Below are 19,600 nucleotides of genomic sequence, written 5' to 3'. Positions count from 1 at the left end.
GGTCTCCGACCTAGCGACTCCCTGATAAGGCTCCCGGCCGAGCGCGACAAGGTGGTTGTCCGCGATAACGATGTCGCCAACTGCGGTGGTCGTGGGCTCGGCGACTGCGTCATACGCATCCTGCAGGACGGTAATCTCGTCTGGTGTGACCTGCTCGCCTGATCCATGGGTTGTGTCCGTCGGCAGTTCGTCACCGAAAGCCGCCGCAAGCACTGCGCGCCGCCTTTCGTCCACGCTGCGGGCGTTGAGGAAGGTCAATTCCCAGTCGATCCCCGACTCTGAAAGTCGCCGCACACGACTCGTCTCGTCGTCGATACCGAGAGCTGCCACGTGAGCCCGAACCGTTCCCGAAAGCCGCGGCGAAGTTGCCGGCCCTCGGTGACCACTCGGGAATGCAGGTCCGGAGCCACACCGAACAACGTGCGTCGGAGCCTGAGGTGGGCGCTGGACACATCGGTACTCGCTGGGACCACGCCGCACACCATGCGGTCCACCGTTGCGTCCTGGATGAGGGATCTCGCGGACGTCGAGACCGCCTCGGGTCAGCTCGGGCACGGCGACACGGCGGTAACCGAGGCTGACTACCTCGAACGGTCCGTAGAAGCCCCGGACGCAACTGCCGTGCTCGATCGTCTCGGCCCGTCCACAGTTGGCCTGGACGACTCGAACCCGCCATTCCCTAGGGCCACCCTGGCGGACTCCGCGGATGAGTAACCGTGGGACAAGTGCGGGGCTCCGGAACTGCAAACGCCCCTGACCGATTGCGGTCAGGGGCGTTTGTGCAGTTCAGAGGCAGTTTCTCTGTGGAGCCAAGGGGACTCGAACCCCTAACCCCCTGCTTGCAAAGCAGGTGCGCTACCAATTGCGCCATGGCCCCGCGTGCTGTCCCGGCACGATGCCGGGCAACCCGGGTCAGTCCACGGAGTCCGTGACCTCTGACCAGAGGTCGCGATCCGAGCTCTGCTCGCTGTACTTCCGCCAGGCGACGACAGCCGCGCCAGCAGCACACAGGACGAGCACGAGCTTCTTCACACGTTCCCCCTCGGTGGGTTCCAGCAGTGGGCCTTGGAGGACTTGAACCTCCGACCTCTTCGTTATCAGCGAAGCGCTCTAACCGCCTGAGCTAAAGGCCCCAACACGCCGGCCGTGCAGGCCCGGGGGCCGTGCCTGACGCAGCGCTTGACCTTACCCCACGGATCCGGTCGGGCTCAAACTGGCGAGCTCTCACAAATCCGTGGGCCCGCGGGCGGCACGCGGTTCCGTGCCGCCCGTGGGGACCGGAGCTGGGTCAGTCGTCGGTCATCGTCAGGTGGATCCCGCCGACCAGCGCAGCCACGATGTTGTACAGGAACGCCCCGATCGTGCCGAGCGCCGTGAAGATGACGACGTCGACGATCGCGATGATCGTCGCGACGGACACGAACCTGCTGAGCTCGACGTACTGGAGGATGTCCGGCGTCTGGCTGTCGCTCTGCAGGATCTGCACGATCATGTCGTTGACCTCGGTGAACACGTGCAGGCTGTCGAGGACGAGCCAGAAGACCACCGCGGCGACGACGAGCATGATGCCCATGGCGATGGACAGCAGGAACGAGAGCTTCATCACCGACCACGGGTCGATGCGGGAGATCGAGAGCCGGACCTTGCGGGGTGCGCCGGCAAGCTTCTTCGGCGCTGTGGTGGCCGCCGACGCCGCCGAGGAGCCCACCGGGCGTGCCGTGCGGGGAGTGCTCGTCCCCGTGCTGGTCGCAGCTCCAGAGCCGTCCCCGGCCTTCACCGACGTCGCCGTGCCCGCGGGCTCGCTCTGCGTCGCCGTGGTGGCCGTGGTCTTGACGGCCCCCGTCGTGGTCGATCCCGTCGTGGTCGATCCCGTCTTGGTCGCCCCCGTCTTCGGTGCCGCGGGACCCGACGCCGGAGCGATCGTGGGTGGCGTCCCCGTACGCTCCGGCTGGCGGACGACGGGCGTGCCGTTCGGCGGCGTCGCAGCCTCAGGCGCGTCGGAGCGCCCGGGAGCCGGCACGGGAGGCATGGTCGCCTTGCCCTTCGCCCCGTCGGCGGTGCTCACCTTCTCGGTCGTCTCACGGCTCATCGGGTCTCCTCGGGCTCTGCGGTGTCAGCTGTCTCGTTCGCCCCGGCCTCGTCGTGCGTGCCCGGGGCATCGGGGTCCTGCTCGGCGTGCTCGGTGCTGGCATCGACCGGTGGGCGTACGGCACCGGTCTCGTCAGCGGCCTCGGGGACCTCGCCCGACTCGAGCGCTGCACCGAGGTTGCGCTCCACGTTACGCGCGACGGCGATGATCTTGTCGTTCTTGTCCGGCTTGGCGAACGTCACGCCCTGCGTGGTGCGACCGGTCAGCGAGACCTCCGACACGGCAGAACGGACGATCTTGCCGCGTTCCATGATGACGAGCACCTCGTCGTCCTCCTCCGTGACGAGGGCTCCGACGAGATCCCCGCGTGCCTCGACGAGGTTGGCGACCTTGATGCCCAGTCCGCCACGGCCCTGGACCCGGTACTCGCTCACCCGGGTGCGCTTCGCGAAACCGCCCTCGGTCACGACGAAGAGGTTGGCGTCCTCCCGCACGACGTCCATGGCGAGCAGCTCGTCGTCGCCGCGGAACTTCATGCCCGTGACACCCGACGTCGCACGGCCCAGCGGGCGCATCGCCTCGTCGCTCGCCGTGAAGCGGATGGACTGGCCCTTGCGGGAGACGAGGATGAGGTCGTCCGTCGAGTCGACGAGCCGCGCGGAGACGAGCTCGTCGGACCGGCCGTCCTCGTCCTGGCGCAGGTTGATCGCGATGACGCCGCCGCTGCGGTTGGAGTCGTACTCCGACAGCCGGGTCTTCTTCACGAGCCCACGCCGGGTCGCGAGCACGAGGTACTCCGCCGCGTCGTAGTCGCGCATGTCGAGGACCTGCGCGATCTGCTCGCCCGGCTGGAACGCGAGGAGGTTGGCGACGTGCTGACCCTTCGCGTCACGGCCACCCTCGGGCAGCTCGTACGCCTTGGCCCGGTACACCCGGCCGAGGTTGGTGAAGAACAGCAGCCAGTGGTGGGTCGTCGTGACGAAGAAGTGGTCGACGATGTCGTCCTCGCGCAGCGCAGCGCCGCGGACCCCCTTGCCGCCACGCTTCTGCGCACGGTAGCTGTCGCTGCGCGTGCGCTTGACGTACCCGCCGCGGGTGATCGTCACGACGACCTCCTCCTCGGCGATGAGGTCCTCCATGGACACGTCACCGTCGAAGGGCACGATCGTTGTGCGTCGCTCGTCGCCGTACCGCGCGACGATGTCCGCGAGCTCCTCGGAGACGATCGTGCGCTGACGTTCCGGCTTGGCGAGGATGTCCTGGTACTCGAGGATCTCCCGCTCGAGCTTGTCGTGCTCGTTGATGATCTCCTGACGCTGGAGGGCAGCGAGCCGGCGCAGCTGCATGTTGAGGATCGCCGTCGCCTGGAGCTCGTCGATGTCGAGGAACTCCATGAGGCCCGTGCGAGCCTGGTCGGCGTCGGGTGAGCGGCGGATGAGCGCGATGACCTCGTCGAGGGCGTCGAGGGCCTTGAGGTACCCCCGGAAGATGTGGATCTTCGCCTCGGCCTCGCGCAGCATGTACGCCGTGCGTCGCACGATGACCTCGAGCTGGTGCACCGCCCAGTGCCGGACGAACGCGTCGATGCTCAGGGTGCGCGGCACGCCGTCGACGAGCGCGAGCATGTTCGCGCTGAAGTTGTCCTGCAGCTGCGTGTGCTTGTAGAGGTTGTTGAGCACGACCTTCGCGACGGCGTCGCGCTTGAGCACGATGACCAGGCGCTGGCCGGTCCGACCGGACGTCTCGTCGCGGATGTCCGCGATCCCCTGCATGCGGCCCTCCTTGACGAGGGTCGCGATCTTCTCCGCGAGGTTGTCGGGGTTGACCTGGTAGGGCAGCTCGGTGATGACGAGGCAGATCCGGTTCTGGATCTCCTCGACGTTGACGACCGCCCGCATCGTGATGGAACCGCGACCCGTGCGGTAGGTGTCCTCGATGCCCCGGTGACCGAGGATCGTCGCACCCGTCGGGAAGTCCGGTCCCTTGATGCGTGCCATGAGAGCCTCGAGGAGCTCCTCACGGGTCGCGTCGGGGTGGTCGAGGTACCACTGCACGCCCTCCGCCACCTCGCGGAGGTTGTGCGGCGGGATGTTCGTCGCCATGCCGACAGCGATGCCGGACGAGCCGTTGACCAGCAGGTTCGGGAACCGCGAGGGCAGGATCGACGGCTCCTGGGTGCGGCCGTCGTAGTTGTCCCGGAAGTCGACGGTGTCCTTGTCGATGTCCCGGACCATCTCCATGGCGATGGGTGCCATGCGCGTCTCGGTGTACCGGGGGGCGGCTGCAGGGTCGTTCCCGGGCGAGCCGAAGTTCCCCTGCCCGGCGGCGAGCGGGTAGCGCAGCGACCAGTCCTGCACGAGGCGCACGAGCGCGTCGTAGATCGCCGTGTCACCGTGCGGGTGGTACTTGCCCATGACGTCACCGACGACGCGGCTGCACTTGGAGAACGCCCGGTCGGGACGGTAACCACCGTCGTACATCGCGTAGATGACGCGGCGGTGCACGGGCTTGAGCCCGTCGCGCACGTCCGGAAGAGCACGCCCGACGATGACGCTCATCGCGTAGTCGAGGTACGACCGCTGCATCTCGAGCTGCAGGTCGACACGCTCGATGTTGCCGTGCTCGATCGCGGCGCCCGTCCAGGGGCGGGGGGCGGGAGTGCTGGGGTCTGGAGTCTGGTCGTCAGTCACGGTCTACCTCGTTCGATGTCCGGCGCGTCCGCCGTCGGGGGTCCTGGGGCTCGGGGAGGGAACGGGCTCGCGCCCGCTCCCGGCACTCAGATGTCCAGGAACCGCACGTCCTTGGCGTTGCGTTGGATGAAGTTGCGTCGGGACTCCACGTCCTCGCCCATGAGCACCGCGAAGATCTCGTCGGCAGCCATGGCGTCGTCGAGCGTCACCTGCAGCAGGGTGCGGTGCTCGGGGTCCATGGTCGTGTCCCACAGCTCGGAGTAGTCCATCTCGCCGAGACCCTTGTACCGCTGCACGCCGTTGTCCTTGGGAAGACGCTTGCCGGCGGCCGTGCCCACGCGGATGTACTCGTCACGCTCCCGGTCGGAGTAGACGTAGGCGTGGTCCGCGTTCGACCACTTGATCCGGTAGAGGGGCGGCTGGGCCAGGTAGACCATGCCGTGCTCGATGAGCGGGCGCATGTACCGGAAGAGCAGCGTGAGGAGCAGGGTGCAGATGTGCTGCCCGTCGACGTCGGCGTCGGCCATGAGCACGATCTTGTGGTAGCGGAGCTTGTCGATGTCGAAGTCCTCACCGATGCCCGTGCCGAAGGCGGTGATGAGGGCCTGGACCTCCTGGTTGCCCAGGGCGCGGTCGAGTCGTGCGCGCTCGACGTTGAGGATCTTTCCGCGGATGGGCAGGATCGCCTGGGTCCGGGGGTTGCGTCCGCGGACCGCGGAACCCCCTGCCGAGTCACCCTCGACGATGTAGACCTCGCACTCCTCCGGCTTGTTCGACTGGCAGTCGCGGAGCTTGCCGGGCATGCTGCCCGAGTCCAGCAGACCCTTGCGCCGGGTCGCCTCGCGCGCCTTGCGGGCGGCGAGGCGGGCCTGCGACGCCTGGATCGCCTTGCGGATGATGTCCTTCGCCTCGCCCGGGTGGGAGTCGAGCCAGTCGCCGAGCCGGTCGTTGACGACGGACTGGACGAACGTCTTGGCCTCGGTGTTGCCGAGCTTCGTCTTCGTCTGCCCCTCGAACTGGGGCTCGCCGAGCTTGATCGAGATGACGGCCGTGAGGCCCTCACGGATGTCGTCCCCCGTGAGGTTCTCGTCCTTCTCCTTGATGATGCCCTTCGCGCGGGCGTACCGGTTGATGAGCCCGGTCATCGCTGCCCGGAACCCCTCCTCGTGCGTCCCACCCTCGGTCGTCGAGATCGTGTTGGCGTAGGTGTGCACGGACTCGGAGTACGCGTTCGTCCACTGCATCGCGATCTCGAGAGAGATGCGGCGGTCGGTGTCCTCGGACTCGAACGCGATGATCTCCGGGTGGACGACCTCGACCTTCTTGGCGGAGTTGAGGTGCGCGACGTAGTCGAGGAGCCCGTGCTCGTACTTGTACGTCACCGAGCGGAACTTCTCCGGCATCGCGACGTCGTCCCCGGCAGTCGCGCCGGCGATCTCGTCGCCCGTGACCTCGTCATCAGTTCCCGTGTGCTCCGGGCGCTCGTCCGTGAGCGTGATCTGCAGGCCCTTGTTGAGGAAGGCCATCTGCTGGAAGCGGGCGCGCAGCGTCTCGAAGTCGTAGTCCGTCGTCTCGAAGATCTCGGGGTCGGCCCAGAACGTCTGCGTCGTGCCCGTCTCGTCGGTCGGATCACCCTGGCGCAGGGGCCCGTACGGCTTGCCCCCGTCGCGGAACGACTGGTTCCACGTGAAACCTTCGCGTCGCACCTCGGTCTCGACCTTGTAGGACAACGCGTTGACGACGGAGATGCCCACGCCGTGCAGACCACCGGAGACCGCGTACCCGGAGCCGCCGAACTTTCCACCGGCGTGCAGGATCGTCATGACCACCTCGACGGTGGGTCGGCCCTCGGTCGGGTGGATACCCACCGGGATGCCACGGCCGTTGTCGACGACGCGGACACCGCCGTCGGCCAGGAGGGTGACCTCGATGTGGTCGCAGTGGCCCGCGAGGGCCTCGTCCACAGAGTTGTCCACAACCTCGTAGACGAGGTGGTGGAGGCCACGCTCACCGGTGGAGCCGATGTACATGCCGGGACGCTTGCGGACTGCTTCAAGTCCTTCGAGGACGGTGATCGCGCTGGCGTCGTAGCTGTCGTCGCGGACCGCTCCGACCGAAGTCGTCGGCTCGGGAACGGCGGCGTCGTTGGATTCTGCCACGGGTGGTGGTGCTCCTCAGTCCTTCTGCAGCACACCGTGGTCCAGCCCGGGCGAGACAGGTCTCGGACCGGGCTGGAAGCTGGGGGGCTGCTTTTCTCCGATCGCGGTCAGCGATCGGAATTCCACCCCTGAGTCTACCGGAGAACAGCGAAATCTCAGGGATTCACACGAGATTTCCACAGGGCTGCCCACAGGTGGGGATCATGCTCCTGCGGGCACCCGCGACGGCACGAGACGGCCCGACCCCTCACCCGTACGTGTCCCGCACTCCGCGCCCGCGCACCGACCGCAACCCCTTGCCGAACCCCGGGCCGGCCGGGCCGAGCACCGTGATCGACTGGACGACGTCCTGACCCACCTCCTGCTCCATGAGGGCGAGCAACCGGGGCACGAGCAGCCGGATCTGCGTCGCCCACGCCGTGGAGTCCGCCCGCACGACCAGCGCGTGATCCTCGAAGGTCTCGGGTGTGCAGTGGTCCGCGATGTCCGCGCCCACGACCTCCCGCCACCGCCCGATGACGCCGCCGACCGACACCTCCTGGACCCACCCGCGCTGCTGGAGCAGGGCGGCGAGCGTCTCCGCGAAGAGCTTCGGGTCGCGCCCGTCCCTGCCCGGACCGCTGCGCGGAGGCTCGGCAAGGATGCGACGACGCTGCGCACCCGGGTAGAGACCCTTCGCCCGCGCGGCAGCACGCGCCCGGTTCAGGGCCTCACGCGCAACGTCCCCTGGTGGCGTGAGGTCGATGATCTCGCCGACGGGCCGTCCGTCGGCGACGACCGGAGACCCGTCCGAGGTCTCGCCCGCATCGTCGCGCGCGGCGTCGTCCGCCGCGTCGTCCCGGCCCCCGGATGCCGGGCGCACCGCGTCGTCAGGGTCAGTCGGCACGGCGCACCTGCCCTCCCCGCACCTCGAGGTGCGTCCCGACGAGCTGTTCCGGCACGTCCTGCGGGACGGCGGCGGTGATGAGGACCTGGCCGGCACCGGCGACGAGGTCCGCGAGCCGGGAGCGACGGCGGACGTCGAGCTCGGCGAACACGTCGTCGAGGACGAGGATTGGCTCCGTGTCCGGTCCCGACTCGGCGAACCAGAACGTCTCGTCGTCGCCCGCCACGGGAAGGTCCGGACCGTCGGTGAGCAACCGGTAGGACGCGAGACGCAGCGCGAGGGCGAAGGACCACGACTCACCGTGGCTCGCATAGCCCTTGGCAGGCAGGCCGCCGAGCGTGAGGACGAGCTCGTCCCGGTGCGGTCCGACGAGGCAGACACCACGCTCGAGCTCCTTGGCGCGGACGGCCGCCATCGCCTCGAGCAGCTGCGCCTCGACGACCGCGACGTCCGTCGGTTCCGCGTACTGCGCGATCTCGTCACCGCCCATCGCGGCGACGAGGGACGAACGGTAGGTGATTTCCGCGTGCCCCTGCCCGGCGCTCACCTGCTCGTAGGCCGTGGCGACGGGCGCCCGCAGGGCCGCGACGAGGCGCTGGCGCAGCGCGATGATCTGGGCGCCGGTCTGCGCGAGCTTCGCGTCCCAGACGTCGAGCGTCCGCAGGTCCGGGGCGGACGACGAGCGACGCGCTGCGCCAGCAGACTTGAGCAGCGCGCTGCGCTGGCGCAGGACCCGGTCGTAGTCGGACAACGTCCCGGCCATCCGTGGCACGAGGAGGACGGTCAGCTCGTCGAGGAACCGGCGACGTGCGTCGGGGTCGCCCTTGACGAGGACGAGGTCCTCGGGCGCGAAGAGCACGGTCCGCGCGACACCGAGGACGTCACGCGGCCGCTGGACAGGTGCCCGGTTGAGACGTGCACGGTTGGCCTTGCCCGGAACGAGCTCGATCTCGACGACGCTCGCCCTGTCGCCCCGCACGATCCGCGTCCGGATGACGGCTCGTGAGGCCCCGGCACGGATGAGGGCGGCGTCCGCAGCGACCCGGTGGCTGCTGAGCGTCGCGACGTACCCGATGGCCTCGACGAGGTTCGTCTTGCCCTGGCCGTTCGGGCCGACGAGTGCGTTGATGCCGGGGGTGAACTCGACGTCGACCTGCTCGTACGAGCGGAAGTCGAGGAGCGAGAGGTGCGAGACGTACATCAGACCTACGGATCTCTACCCCGCGGGGGCGTCGTGTTTCACGTGGAACAAGGTCGTCGGGCGGTCAGCCGTCGGCGGGACGGGTCGCGTGCCCACCGAACTGGTGCCGTAGCGCGGCGACCGCCTTCATCGCGGGCGACGCCCCCTGGCGGGAGGCGAACCGAGCGAAGAGCGCCGCAGAGATCACCGGGAGCGGCACCGCTGAGTCGATCGCCTCGTCGACGGTCCACCTGCCCTCACCCGAATCCTCGACCCAGTCGCTGATCTCCGCGAGAGAGGGGTCCTCCTCGAGCGCCTTGACGAGCAGGTCCAGCAACCACGACCGCACGACCGTACCCCGCGTCCACGCCTTGAGGGTCCCCGGGACGTCGAGCACGATGTCCTTGGCGTCGAGCAGCTCGTACCCCTCGGCGTACGCCTGCATGAGGCCGTACTCGATCCCGTTGTGCACCATCTTGGCGTAGTGCCCCGCCCCCACCTTCCCGGCGTGGACGAATCCCTCGTCGCGCGGGCCCTCCGGCCGCAGCGCGTCGAAGATCGGCATCGCGCGGGCGACGAGCTCGACGTCGCCGCCGACCATGAGCCCGTACCCGTTCTCGAGACCCCAGACACCGCCCGAGACCCCGACGTCGAGGTACCCGATGCCGTGCTCGGCGAGCTCCGCCGCACGGGCTGCATCCTCGACGTAGTGCGTGTTCCCGCCCTCGATGACAGTGTCACCCTCGCTGAGCAGTCCGGCGAGGTCCGTCAGGACGGCCCGGGTGATGTCCCCGGCGGGCACCATCACCCACACGAACCGCTCGCCCGCGGGGAGCTCGGCGACCAGGTCAGCGAGGGATGCGACGTCCGACACCTGCGGATCGCGGTCGTAACCGACGACCTCGATGCCGCCGGCGCGGAGGCGGGAACGCATGTTCCCGCCCATCTTCCCCAGTCCGACGAGGCCTATGCGCACGTGTGCATCTCCTTTGGCTCAGCTGGCGAAGCGGATGGGCACCAGCAGGTAGCGGTAGTGAGAGCTGTCCTCGCCGTCGAGGGACCCCTGCCCGGTGAACTCGACAGGCTTGTTGGGGTGCGTAAAGCTCAGCCGCACGAACGGTGTACCCAGCGCCCCCAACCCGTCGAGGAGGAACTGGGGGTTGAACGCCACCGAGATGTCGTCCCCGACGAGGACCGCCTCGAGGGCCTCTGATGCCTGCGCGTCGTCGCCTTGGCCTGCGTCGAGCACGACCTGGCCCTCGGAGAAGCTCATGCGGATGGCGGTGTTGCGTTCTGCGACGAGGGCGACGCGCTTCGCGGCGTCGATGAGCGGCTGCGTCGGGATGACCGCATGGATGGGGGTCTCGTCCGGGAACAGACGCCGCACGTGGGGGTAGTCGCCGTCGACGAGGAGCGACGTCGTGTGCCGGCCGCCTGCCTCGAATCCGATGATGTCGACCCCGCTCCCGGTCGACAGTGCGACGTTGACCTCGCCCGCGCCGCCGAGAGACTTCGCGACGTCCGAGAGCGTCCGGGCGCGGACGAGCGCGACCGTGGAGATGTCCGGTGACGCCGGCTTCCAGGTGAGCTCGCGGAGCGCGAGCCGGTAGCGGTCCGTGGCGAGGAGCGTGATGTTCTCCCCCTCGATCTCGACACGGACGCCCGTGAGCAGCGGCAGCGTGTCGTCCCTGCTCGCCGCGACCGTCACCTGGGCGACGGCATTCGTCAGCTCTTCACCGGTGATGGCACCCGCGATGTCGGGCATCACCGGCAGTGCCGGGTAGTCCTCGACCGGCATGGTGAGCAGGGTGAAACGGCTTGCTCCGCAGGTGACCGTGACCTTGGACCCCTCGACGACGAAGTCGACGGGACGCGCTGGCAGGGACCGCGAGATCTCTGCCAGGAGGCGACCGGACACGAGGACGGTGCCCGGCTCGGTGACCTCGGCGGGAATCTCAGAACGTGCAGAGACCTCGTAGTCGAAGCTCGACAGACCCAGGGTGCCGTCGCTCGCGGCGTCGATGCGCACGCCTGCGAGAACTGGTGCCGGAGGGCGGGTCGGGAGGGAGCGAGCTGTCCAGGTGACGGCTTCTGCGAGCACGTCGCGTTCGACCCGGAACTTCATTGCACACCCCTCCTGGGCACGCCTCGTCGGCATGCGTCAGGTGCTGACGGCCCGGAATGGGTCAGCACCACGATCGGCGTCGTCCGTAGTCCTTCCAGCGGTCGACGTGGTTGAACCCTACGCGAGTCTCTCTGTAGGTGGCGACTGCCCCGGAGGGGCAGATGTGAGGTGGCGTGGTCGGTGTCGCGCGGTGGGCGCGGCACGGCAATGAAGGCGTGTGGATGTCCTTCTGAGAGATGAGTAGTCGTTGTAGTAGCACCTGTGGAACCTGTGGATCGAGGGTGTTGCCGCAGGTCACACGCAAGGTTGGTCTGTGCGGCGACAGTCGTCGTCCCTGTGGATGACGTGTCACTTCGGTGGACGACGGGTTTTCCACCGACGGGCGTCCACCGTTCCGCCGACGTTATCCACAGGCGGAGTGGCACTGGTCCACGGCTGTCCACAGGGCTATGCACAGGTGTGAACATTCGCTGTGCAGTCACCTCCCGGCCACCTGCGGTCCACCGGGTGGCACCGCGGCCGGCTCAGCCGCGGTGCTGCTGCTTGATGCGGCTCGTGAGCTCCGTGACCTGGTTGAAGGTCGACCGGCGTTCCGCCATCTGCTCCGTGATCTTGCGGTTCGCGTGCATCACGGTCGTGTGGTCCCGTCCGCCGAACTGCTGCCCGATCTTCGGCAACGACAGATCCGTCAGCTCCCGGCACAGGTACATCGCGATCTGCCGCGCCGTGACGAGCACACGCGACCTCGAGCTGCCGCAGAGGTCGTCGATCGTCAGACCGAAGTACGCCGCGGTCTGGGCGATGACGCTGCCCGCGGTGATCTGAGAGGCGTCGTCGTCCGTGATGAGGTCCTTGAGCACGATCTCGGCCAGAGCGAGGTCGACGTGCTGCCGGTTGAGGTTGGCGAAGGCCGTGACCCGGATGAGGGCGCCCTCGAGCTCACGGATGTTCGACGAGATCTTCGAGGCGATGTACTCGAGGACGTCGTCGGGAGCAGCAAGACGCTCCCCGCTGGCCTTCTTGCGGAGGATCGCGATACGCGTCTCGAGGTCCGGGGGCTGCACGTCGGTGATGAGGCCCCACTCGAAACGGGAACGCAGCCGGTCCTCGAACCCGTTGAGCTGCTTCGGCGGAAGGTCGGAGGTGATGACCACCTGCTTGTTCGCGTTGTGCAGCGTGTTGAAGGTGTGGAAGAACTCCTCGACGGTCTGTTCCTTGCCCTGCAGGAACTGGATGTCGTCGATGAGGAGGAAGTCGACCTCGCGGTAGCGGCGCTGGAACGCACCAGCCTTCTCGTCGCGGATCGAGTTGATGAAGTCGTTCGTGAACTCCTCGGAGCTCACGTACTTCACGCGCACGCCCGGGTAGAGGTTGTACGCGTAGTGGCCGATCGCGTGCAGGAGGTGGGTCTTGCCGAGCCCCGAGTCGCCGTAGATGAACAGGGGGTTGTAGGCCTTGGCCGGGGCCTCGGCCACCGCGACCGCCGCGGCGTGGGCGAACCGGTTGGACGAGCCGATGACGAACGTCTCGAACAGGTACTTCGGGTTGAGCCGTGCCGGTTCGACCGCGCTCTTGGAGGATCCACCGGATGCCATCGACAGCGTCGCGCGCCGTCGGGTGATCTCACCCAGCTCTGCCGAGTCGTCGCGCGCCGCGAAGTCGATGGGCTCGGGAGCGGGGGCCGCGACGACCGGCGAGACGGCGGCCTCCTGGTCGAAACCGAGCTCCGGGTCGACGGTGATCGCGAAGCGGGCGTCGCGTCCGAGAGCGTTCGACAACGCCTGCACCACCTCGGCCCGGACCCGCGTCTCGAGGTAGTCCCGGGTGTGGTCGTTGGCGACGGCGATGATCACCGTGCCGTCGAAGACCCCGAGGGGCTTGGCGAGCTTGACGAAGGCGAGCTGGCGGGGCGTGATGTCCGGGCTCGCCTCGAGCTCCGCGATCGCCTGCTTCCAGATCCCGCCGATGTCGTCCTGGTTGGCCATGGTGTTCCTGGAGACTTCCTTGATCTGACCCTGCACGGGCGGTGGCGCCCATCTGCGGGGCGGGGGACGGGCTAGCGACATCCGGCGCTCGTCTGCACGGACCCGTGGAGAACCGGGTCTGCAGCGTCCCACGGGAAACTGTCGTCCACATAGTTTTCCACAACCTGTGGGCATCGGGAATCGACGGTGGCGAACCTGGGGATCCTGCGGCTCTCAGCCCGTATGGCGGCCTCTCCCGGGTGGTCGACGACCTGTTCCCCAGACGGATCGTCCACACGTGGGCGGCGATCATCCACACCTGTGGAGAACACCGTGGATCCGCGGTTTGACCGGCAGGCCCTGCGCCACGTACCGTTTCATAGCCATTCCCGTCGCTTCCGCATGCCTTCAGTGCGCAGGTCCACGACCCAGGTCGAGGTCATGTCGCAGCGTTCGTCGGAGTGGTGAACGGCACGTCCATCGAGGACGTGCTTCCCCGACGTTTTTTGGAGTACCTCGTGACTAAGCGGACTTTCCAGCCGAACAACCGGCGTCGTGCCAAGACGCACGGCTTCCGCCTGCGTATGCGCACCCGCGCCGGTCGTGCGATCCTCGCTGCCCGCCGTCGCAAGGGCCGCACCGAGCTCTCCGCCTGACCTCGGTGCTGCCTGCACCGCACCGCATGCGTCGCTCGGACGATTTCGACCGAGCGGTACGCGCCGGTGCGCGTGCCGGACGATCGACCATGGTCGTCCACCTCGCCCGCTCGTCGGACGAGGTGGACGGTCCATCGGTCGGTTTTGTCGTATCCAAGGCCGTGGGGAACGCAGTGGTGCGGAACCGGGTCAAGCGCCGGATGCGTGCGATCGTGGCCAGGCACCTCGGGGACCTGACCAGCGGGAGCCTCGTCGTCGTGCGAGCCCTTCCAGCGGCGTCCGACGCCGACTCGCACCAGCTCGAGAGCGACTATCTCGGGTGCGTGCGCAGGCTGGCTCGGCGAGAGGCCCAGCGATGAAGGTCGTCTCTCGGATCCTTCTCGCTGTGGTCCGGTCCTACCAGCGGTGGATCTCCCCGCTCTCACCACCGCGCTGCCGGTTCTACCCCTCGTGCTCGAGCTACGCGGTCACCTCGATCGAGCGGCACGGGGCGCTCCGGGGAACCTGGCTGGCCGTCCGGCGGTTAGGTAGGTGTCACCCGTGGAACCCGGGTGGGATCGACGACGTCCCGGACGTACGTCCGCACGCGGCAGGACACCGCTAACGGTCACGAGATTTCCCGCCAGGGGCCTACCCGGTGGTTCGAGCAGGACAGGCGTGCACTAGGAGCAGCAGCAATGAATTTCTTCGCGTTCCTCTACCCCATCGAGTGGGTCGTGGCGTGGATCATGTACCTGTGCCACAAGGTGTTCACGCTGCTGGGCATGTCCGACGGGGCCGGGCTCGCCTGGGTCCTGTCGATCGTCGGTCTCGTGATCATCATCCGCACGGTCATGATCCCGCTGTTCTTCAAGCAGATCCGCGCCTCCCGCGGGATGCAGATGATCCAGCCGGAGCTCCAGGCGATCCAGAAGAAGTACAAGAACAAGAAGGATCCCGCGTCTCGCGAGGCGATGAGCCGCGAGACCATGGCGCTGTACAAGAAGCACCAGACCAACCCGTTCGCCTCCTGCCTGCCGGTTCTGCTCCAGGCACCGGTGTTCTTCGCGCTGTTCCGGGTGCTCAACCGTCTCAAGGCGATCGCCGACGGCACCGCCGATCCCATCGGTCCGATCGATCAGGTCGTCGCGCGCGCCGCGGAGAGCTCGACCTTGTTCGGCGCCCCGCTCTCCTCCTCGTTCCTGCACGAGCCCACGAGCCTCACGACGAAGATCGTGGCTGGTGTGCTCATCGTCGCCATGGCGGCCACCCAGTTCCTCACCCAGCGTCAGCTGACGATGAAGAACATGCCTCAGGCGGCCCTCGAGGGCCCCATGATGCAGACGCAGAAGATCATGCTCTACATGCTCCCCGTGATCATGGGGATCTCCGGCGTGAACTTCCCCATCGGTGTGCTCATCTACTGGACGACGACGAACCTCTGGTCCATGGGCCAGCAGTTCTACACGATCCGCAGGATGCCGGCCCCCGGATCGGAGGCGGAGCGGCTGCTCAACGAGCGCAAGGCACGTCGCGCTGCGCGCAAGGGCATCGTCATCGAGGAGACCCGCCCCACCGTCATCGAGCAGCCTCGCGGGCAGCGTCAGCAGCCCAAGCGCAAGGACCGCCAGAAGCCGCGTCCGGCGACCGGTCCGACGACGACCCCGGCGGCGACCCCCACGCCGGGATCCGGGGGCAGCGAGACCGCTCCTGGGGCTGCGACCACCAGCTCTGGCGGCGGTACGACCGGGTCCGGACCGGACCTCACGAAGAAGTCAGCTCCGACCAAGCCGGGATCTGCCCCGCGGCCGGGCAAGGCGAAGCCACGCCCGAAGGGCGCGAAGGGTTCTAAGCGGTGACGACGGTTCGACCGGAACCTGCGAACTTCTTGCTGAATGGAGAGTGACGTGACTGCTTCATCTGACGCCGCCGTGGACCAGCCCGAGCCGCGTGACGAGGAGATCCTGCCCGACAAGGACAGCCTCCTCGAGGAGGAGGGGGAGGTAGCCGCTGACTACCTCGAGGAGCTCCTCGACATCGCCGACCTCGATGGTGACATCGAGATCGACATCGATCACGGGCGTGCCGCCGTCGAGGTTGTCGCGGAGGAGAAGGGTTCCCTGAGCCAGCTCGTCGGGGAGGGCGGCGAGGTGCTCGACGCGCTGCAGGAGCTCACCCGGCTCGCGGTGCAGACCAAGACCGGGGAGCGGAGCCGGCTGATGCTGGACGTCGCGGGATACCGGGCCGGGCGCAAGGTCGAGCTCACCGCCCTCGCGCTGCAGACCATCGAGACGGTCCGCAGCACCGGCGAGAAGGTCGTGCTGCCGCCGCTCAACGCCTTCGAGCGCAAGGTCGTCCACGACGTCGTGACCGATGCCGGCCTCGTGAGCGAGTCGTTCGGCGTCGACCCCAACCGGCACATCGAGGTCAGCGCAACGCCCTGAGCGATGGCGGTGGACGACCACCGTTCCACGTGAAACACGATCCGTGCCGATTTCTGAGGAGCCCGATGGACACGCTCGACCCCGACGCGGTACGCGCCTACCTCGGTGACGCGTACCCGACCCTGGCACGGTTCGCGGACGAGCTCCGTACCCAGGGCGAGGTGCGTGGGCTCATCGGACCACGTGAGCTCGACCGGATCTGGGACCGGCACATCCTCAACTCGGCGGCGGTGGTCCCCTTCCTGCCCGACAGTGGCAGCGTCATCGACGTCGGCTCCGGCGCGGGCCTGCCCGGGCTCGTCATCGCGGCCATGCGGCCCGATCTCACGGTCATCCTCATGGAACCGATGGAGAAGCGGTGCCAGTGGCTCACGGAGATGGTCGAGGTGCTCGGGCTGGAGAACGTCATCATCAAGCGCGGGCGCGCCGAGGAGTTCCACGGCGCGATGACGGTGGACGCGATCACCTCACGCGCGGTTGCCTCGTTGGACAAGCTGGCAGCCTGGTCGCTCCCCCTGCTGGACCGCGGCGGCCAGCTGGTGATCCTCAAGGGACGCAACGTGGCGCGCGAGATCGAACCAGCGCGAAAGATCTTCCGGAAGCATCGGATGTCGGAGCCGGAGATCCTTGAGGCACGCACCGTCGAGGGCGCCGAGACGACAACCGTGGTCCGCTCCACGAAGGGATAGGCGCGACCTCCGTGGCGGTCGGTCTTCTCGTGACGGTGTCGGAGCCCGTCCGTGTGATTCTCACCGTTCGGGGGATCTCCCGGTGGGGCGTGCCCCACATGACTGACAACGCCGCGTAGGGTAAGCACGGGCCGCGGAGATGACCGTCCCGCGCGGGGTCTCCCGCGGCGGATCAGACGAGCACCTCGGGTACGAGCCCCAGTGGCAGACAAGCACGTGGAGGAGACTCGAGTGGCCGTGACACCAGACCGGGAGTCCTCAGGGACCCGGCCGACGGCGACAGTCCCACGGGAGATGTGGACGCGTGGCGACCGGGTCAACGCGATCCTCAGCAGCCTGCCGGCGGTGGACGACTCGACGCCCCTGGCCGCTCAGCTCCACGAGGACACCCGCCGACGGGTGTCCCTCGACGGGCACCAGTTCGCGCGGCCCCGTGACACGCGGATCATCACGGTGGCGAACCAGAAGGGTGGCGTCGGCAAGACCACGACGACCGTCAACCTGGCGGCGAGCCTCGCGCAGGGCGGGCTCAACGTGCTCGTCATCGACAACGATCCCCAGGGCAACGCGTCGACCGCGCTCGGGATCGAGCACCGGTCGGGCACCCCGTCCGTCTACGAAGTTCTCGTGGAAGGCGCTCCTCTCGAGGAGAGCATCCAGACCTGCCCGCACTTCCCGAACCTCCTCTGCGTCCCCGCGACGATCGACCTCTCCGGAGCAGAGATCGAGCTCGTGTCGCTTGTTTCACGTGAAACACGACTGCGCAGCGCCCTCGACGCCTACCTCCAGCGCCGAGCAGCGGCCGGGGAGGAGCGGATCGACTACGTCCTCGTCGACTGCCCCCCGAGCCTCGGGCTGCTCACCCTCAACGCCTTCGTCACGGCCCGGGAGGTGCTCATCCCCATCCAGTGCGAGTACTACGCGCTCGAAGGGCTGAGCCAGCTGCTCAAGACGATCCAGCTCATCCAGGCGCACCTCAACCCGGCGCTGCACGTCTCGACGATCCTGCTCACCATGTACGACGCCCGGACGAACCTCGCGCAGCAGGTTGCTGCCGAGGTCCGGGAACACTTCCCGGAGCAGACGCTCCAGACGGCCGTGCCGAGGTCTGTGCGGGTCTCGGAGGCACCGAGCCATGGACAGAGCGTCATCTCCTATGAACCGAACTCCACCGGCGCTCTCGCGTACCGCGAGGCCGCGCGGGAGCTTGCTGAGCGTGCGGTCGTGGCATGACCGGCCCGGTCCGCTCCGAGACAACGGCCGGGCGTATGAGCAGCAGCTCAGAGATGGGAAGGTACGACCATGAGTGAGAAGCGACGCGGGTTGGGCCGGGGACTCGGTGCGCTCATCCCCACGGTGGCCGCGGGCGACCGGCCCGTCGATGTCTTCTTCCCGAACGAGCCGCGTGCACCGCGACCGGGGAGCGCGGCGGGGGTCATGGACGCTCTCGTTCCCACGAGCACAGTCGTGGACAGCGACGACATGGTCGCTGAGGGTTCCGACGCACCCGACGGTCCTGGGGCAGGCGCTGATGCTCCCTCGTCCGCGGACGCGGACCGAGGTGGCTCGGCGCCCACGCCCGGGCGGGACGAGGGCGCGGCCGACGAGTCGTCGACGACCCGAGCGGCCCGACAGACCACCGCCCGGAGGCGTACCGCGTCCGGACGCTCCGCCGCCATGTCCGGAGTGCTCAAGCCGGTGACCGAACGCCGTTCGGCGTCGGGTCCGGTTGACGGGTCCGGGCTGGCTGACGGGAGCGGGCGCGTCGCGGAGGACTCCACGCCCGTGAGTACCGGCCCGCGCGAGATCTCCTCGGTTTCACGTGAAACATACGCGGCCGCGATGGGCGACCTCTCGCCGACCGAGCTCGTCCCGGTGCCCGGCGCGACGTTTGCCGAGCTTCCGATCGACAGCATCCGCCCGAACTCCCGCCAGCCCCGTACGGTGTTCGACGAGAACGACCTCGCGGAGCTCGTCGGCTCGATCCGCGAGATCGGTGTGCTCCAGCCCATCGTCGTCCGGACAGAGCCTGACGGCGCAGGCTACGAGCTCATCATGGGTGAGCGCCGCTGGCGCGCGTCGCGGGAGGCCGGCCTCACGGTCATCCCCGCGATCGTCCGTGAGACCGACGACGCCGACCTGCTCCGGGACGCGCTCCTGGAGAACCTCCACCGCAGTGCCCTCAACCCGCTCGAGGAGGCCGCCGCCTATCGCCAGCTCCTCGACGACTTCGGGTGCACCCACGAGGAGCTGGCGTCACGCATCTCGCGTTCGCGGCCGCAGATCTCCAACACGCTGCGTCTGTTGCGGCTTCCACCGCTCGTCCAACGCCGCGTCGCGGCCGGGGTGCTCTCGGCCGGGCACGCCCGCGCGCTGCTCGGTCTCGCGGACGGCGCAGACATCGAACGCCTCGCGCAGCGCATCGTCGCAGAAGGACTGTCCGTCCGAGCCACCGAGGAGATCGTGGCGCTCGGCGGCGCGTCCTCGGAGGAGAAGCCCGTCGTCCGGCGTCCGCGTCGCGGGGGCCGGAGCCAGGCTGTCGACGAGCTCGCAGGTCGGCTCTCGGACCGGTTCGAGACCCGGGTGAAGGTCGATCTCGGCAAGACGAAAGGGAAGCTCACGGTCGAGTTCGCCTCGGTCGAGGACCTCAACCGGATCCTCGCGGTCATGGCCCCCGAAGAGGACGGGCTGTTCAAGACCCCCTGATCAGGTGGGCCTCGGTGCGAGCCGGCGCCGACG

General features: G+C 68.2%; 17 protein-coding genes and 2 tRNA genes. 8 read left to right on the top strand and 11 right to left on the bottom strand.

The window, feature by feature from the left end; all coding sequences use genetic code 11:
* Positions 1–804: 804 nt before the first annotated feature.
* The 11 genes from AC54T1_RS02960 to dnaA form a co-directional block, all read right to left on the bottom strand.
* A tRNA-Ala gene (locus AC54T1_RS02960) sits at positions 805–877 on the bottom strand.
* Between the two features lie 35 nt (positions 878–912).
* The gene (locus AC54T1_RS02955) at positions 913–1,032 is read right to left on the bottom strand and encodes a DLW-39 family protein (protein WP_484343846.1); all 120 of its coding nucleotides are present in this window, start codon (positions 1,030–1,032) and stop codon (positions 913–915) included.
* A 27-nt stretch (positions 1,033–1,059) separates the two neighbouring features.
* A tRNA-Ile gene (locus tag AC54T1_RS02950) sits at positions 1,060–1,133 on the bottom strand.
* 155 nt (positions 1,134–1,288) lie between these two features.
* Positions 1,289–2,089 carry a DUF3566 domain-containing protein gene (locus tag AC54T1_RS02945; protein ID WP_496910973.1) on the bottom strand — a complete coding sequence of 267 codons (801 nt, stop codon included), beginning with the start codon at positions 2,087–2,089 and terminating at the stop codon, positions 1,289–1,291.
* Positions 2,086–4,779, bottom strand: a complete 2,694-nt coding sequence (gene gyrA / locus AC54T1_RS02940) for a DNA gyrase subunit A (protein WP_496910972.1) — start codon at positions 4,777–4,779, stop codon at positions 2,086–2,088. The genes AC54T1_RS02945 and gyrA overlap by 4 nt, the downstream gene beginning before the upstream one ends.
* A gap of 86 nt (positions 4,780–4,865) precedes the next feature.
* Positions 4,866–6,938, bottom strand: coding sequence for a DNA topoisomerase (ATP-hydrolyzing) subunit B (gene gyrB / locus AC54T1_RS02935; protein WP_496910971.1), 2,073 nt, complete (start codon positions 6,936–6,938; stop codon positions 4,866–4,868).
* Positions 6,939–7,185: 247 nt separating this feature from the next.
* Positions 7,186–7,824 (bottom strand): DciA family protein, encoded by a 639-nt coding sequence (locus AC54T1_RS02930; RefSeq protein ID WP_496910970.1) that lies wholly within the window; start codon positions 7,822–7,824, stop codon positions 7,186–7,188.
* Positions 7,814–9,025: a DNA replication/repair protein RecF gene (gene recF, locus AC54T1_RS02925; RefSeq protein ID WP_496910969.1), complete on the bottom strand. Its 1,212-nt coding sequence runs from the start codon at positions 9,023–9,025 to the stop codon at positions 7,814–7,816. Before recF ends, AC54T1_RS02930 begins: the two co-directional genes overlap by 11 nt.
* Before the next feature lie 64 nt (positions 9,026–9,089).
* On the bottom strand, positions 9,090–9,980 hold the full coding sequence (gnd, locus tag AC54T1_RS02920; RefSeq protein WP_496910968.1) for a phosphogluconate dehydrogenase (NAD(+)-dependent, decarboxylating): 891 nt from the start codon (positions 9,978–9,980) through the stop codon (positions 9,090–9,092).
* A gap of 18 nt (positions 9,981–9,998) precedes the next feature.
* Positions 9,999–11,129, bottom strand: a complete 1,131-nt coding sequence (gene dnaN / locus AC54T1_RS02915) for a DNA polymerase III subunit beta (RefSeq protein WP_496910967.1) — start codon at positions 11,127–11,129, stop codon at positions 9,999–10,001.
* A gap of 524 nt (positions 11,130–11,653) precedes the next feature.
* On the bottom strand, positions 11,654–13,114 hold the full coding sequence (dnaA, locus tag AC54T1_RS02910; RefSeq protein WP_484343838.1) for a chromosomal replication initiator protein DnaA: 1,461 nt from the start codon (positions 13,112–13,114) through the stop codon (positions 11,654–11,656).
* Between the two features lie 497 nt (positions 13,115–13,611).
* On the opposite strand from dnaA, the gene rpmH reads away from it, so the two are divergent.
* The 8 genes from rpmH (at position 13,612) to AC54T1_RS02870 (ending at position 19,567) form a co-directional block, all read left to right on the top strand.
* Complete coding sequence (gene rpmH / locus AC54T1_RS02905; RefSeq protein WP_191783193.1) at positions 13,612–13,749, top strand: 50S ribosomal protein L34; 138 nt, start codon at positions 13,612–13,614, stop codon at positions 13,747–13,749.
* A gap of 26 nt (positions 13,750–13,775) precedes the next feature.
* Positions 13,776–14,108 carry a ribonuclease P protein component gene (gene rnpA / locus AC54T1_RS02900; protein ID WP_484343837.1) on the top strand — a complete coding sequence of 111 codons (333 nt, stop codon included), beginning with the start codon at positions 13,776–13,778 and terminating at the stop codon, positions 14,106–14,108.
* On the top strand, positions 14,105–14,353 hold the full coding sequence (yidD, locus tag AC54T1_RS02895) for a membrane protein insertion efficiency factor YidD (protein WP_496910966.1): 249 nt from the start codon (positions 14,105–14,107) through the stop codon (positions 14,351–14,353). The genes rnpA and yidD overlap by 4 nt, the downstream gene beginning before the upstream one ends.
* Positions 14,354–14,426: 73 nt before the next feature.
* Positions 14,427–15,587: a membrane protein insertase YidC gene (gene yidC / locus AC54T1_RS02890; RefSeq protein WP_496910965.1), complete on the top strand. Its 1,161-nt coding sequence runs from the start codon at positions 14,427–14,429 to the stop codon at positions 15,585–15,587.
* Between the two features lie 48 nt (positions 15,588–15,635).
* The gene (locus AC54T1_RS02885; protein WP_496910964.1) at positions 15,636–16,172 is read left to right on the top strand and encodes a Jag family protein; all 537 of its coding nucleotides are present in this window, start codon (positions 15,636–15,638) and stop codon (positions 16,170–16,172) included.
* Positions 16,173–16,237: 65 nt separating this feature from the next.
* Positions 16,238–16,861: a 16S rRNA (guanine(527)-N(7))-methyltransferase RsmG gene (rsmG, locus tag AC54T1_RS02880; RefSeq protein WP_496910963.1), complete on the top strand. Its 624-nt coding sequence runs from the start codon at positions 16,238–16,240 to the stop codon at positions 16,859–16,861.
* 294 nt (positions 16,862–17,155) lie between these two features.
* Positions 17,156–18,094: a ParA family protein gene (locus tag AC54T1_RS02875; protein WP_484344243.1), complete on the top strand. Its 939-nt coding sequence runs from the start codon at positions 17,156–17,158 to the stop codon at positions 18,092–18,094.
* A 69-nt stretch (positions 18,095–18,163) separates the two neighbouring features.
* Positions 18,164–19,567, top strand: a complete 1,404-nt coding sequence (locus tag AC54T1_RS02870; protein ID WP_496910962.1) for a ParB/RepB/Spo0J family partition protein — start codon at positions 18,164–18,166, stop codon at positions 19,565–19,567.
* Positions 19,568–19,600: the final 33 nt, after the last annotated feature.

This window comes from Sanguibacter sp. Z41_6, assembly GCF_059621145.1.
Note: the sequence above shows the minus strand (reverse complement) of the source record. Positions and strands in the feature narration are given on the sequence as shown.

Bases quoted from the DNA above. Each gene is read 5' to 3' on its own strand.
- yidD (WP_496910966.1), top strand. From the start codon at position 14,105: ATGAAGGTCGTCTCTCGGATCCTTCTCGCTGTGGTCCGGTCCTACCAG.
- rnpA (WP_484343837.1), top strand. From the start codon at position 13,776: ATGCGTCGCTCGGACGATTTCGACCGAGCGGTACGCGCCGGTGCGCGT.
- AC54T1_RS02945 (WP_496910973.1), bottom strand. From the start codon at position 2,089: ATGAGCCGTGAGACGACCGAGAAGGTGAGCACCGCCGACGGGGCGAAG.
- dnaA (WP_484343838.1), bottom strand. From the start codon at position 13,114: ATGGCCAACCAGGACGACATCGGCGGGATCTGGAAGCAGGCGATCGCG.
- rsmG (WP_496910963.1), top strand. From the start codon at position 16,238: ATGGACACGCTCGACCCCGACGCGGTACGCGCCTACCTCGGTGACGCG.
- recF (WP_496910969.1), bottom strand. From the start codon at position 9,025: ATGTACGTCTCGCACCTCTCGCTCCTCGACTTCCGCTCGTACGAGCAG.
- AC54T1_RS02870 (WP_496910962.1), top strand. From the start codon at position 18,164: ATGAGTGAGAAGCGACGCGGGTTGGGCCGGGGACTCGGTGCGCTCATC.
- dnaN (WP_496910967.1), bottom strand. From the start codon at position 11,129: ATGAAGTTCCGGGTCGAACGCGACGTGCTCGCAGAAGCCGTCACCTGG.
- yidC (WP_496910965.1), top strand. From the start codon at position 14,427: ATGAATTTCTTCGCGTTCCTCTACCCCATCGAGTGGGTCGTGGCGTGG.
- AC54T1_RS02875 (WP_484344243.1), top strand. From the start codon at position 17,156: ATGTGGACGCGTGGCGACCGGGTCAACGCGATCCTCAGCAGCCTGCCG.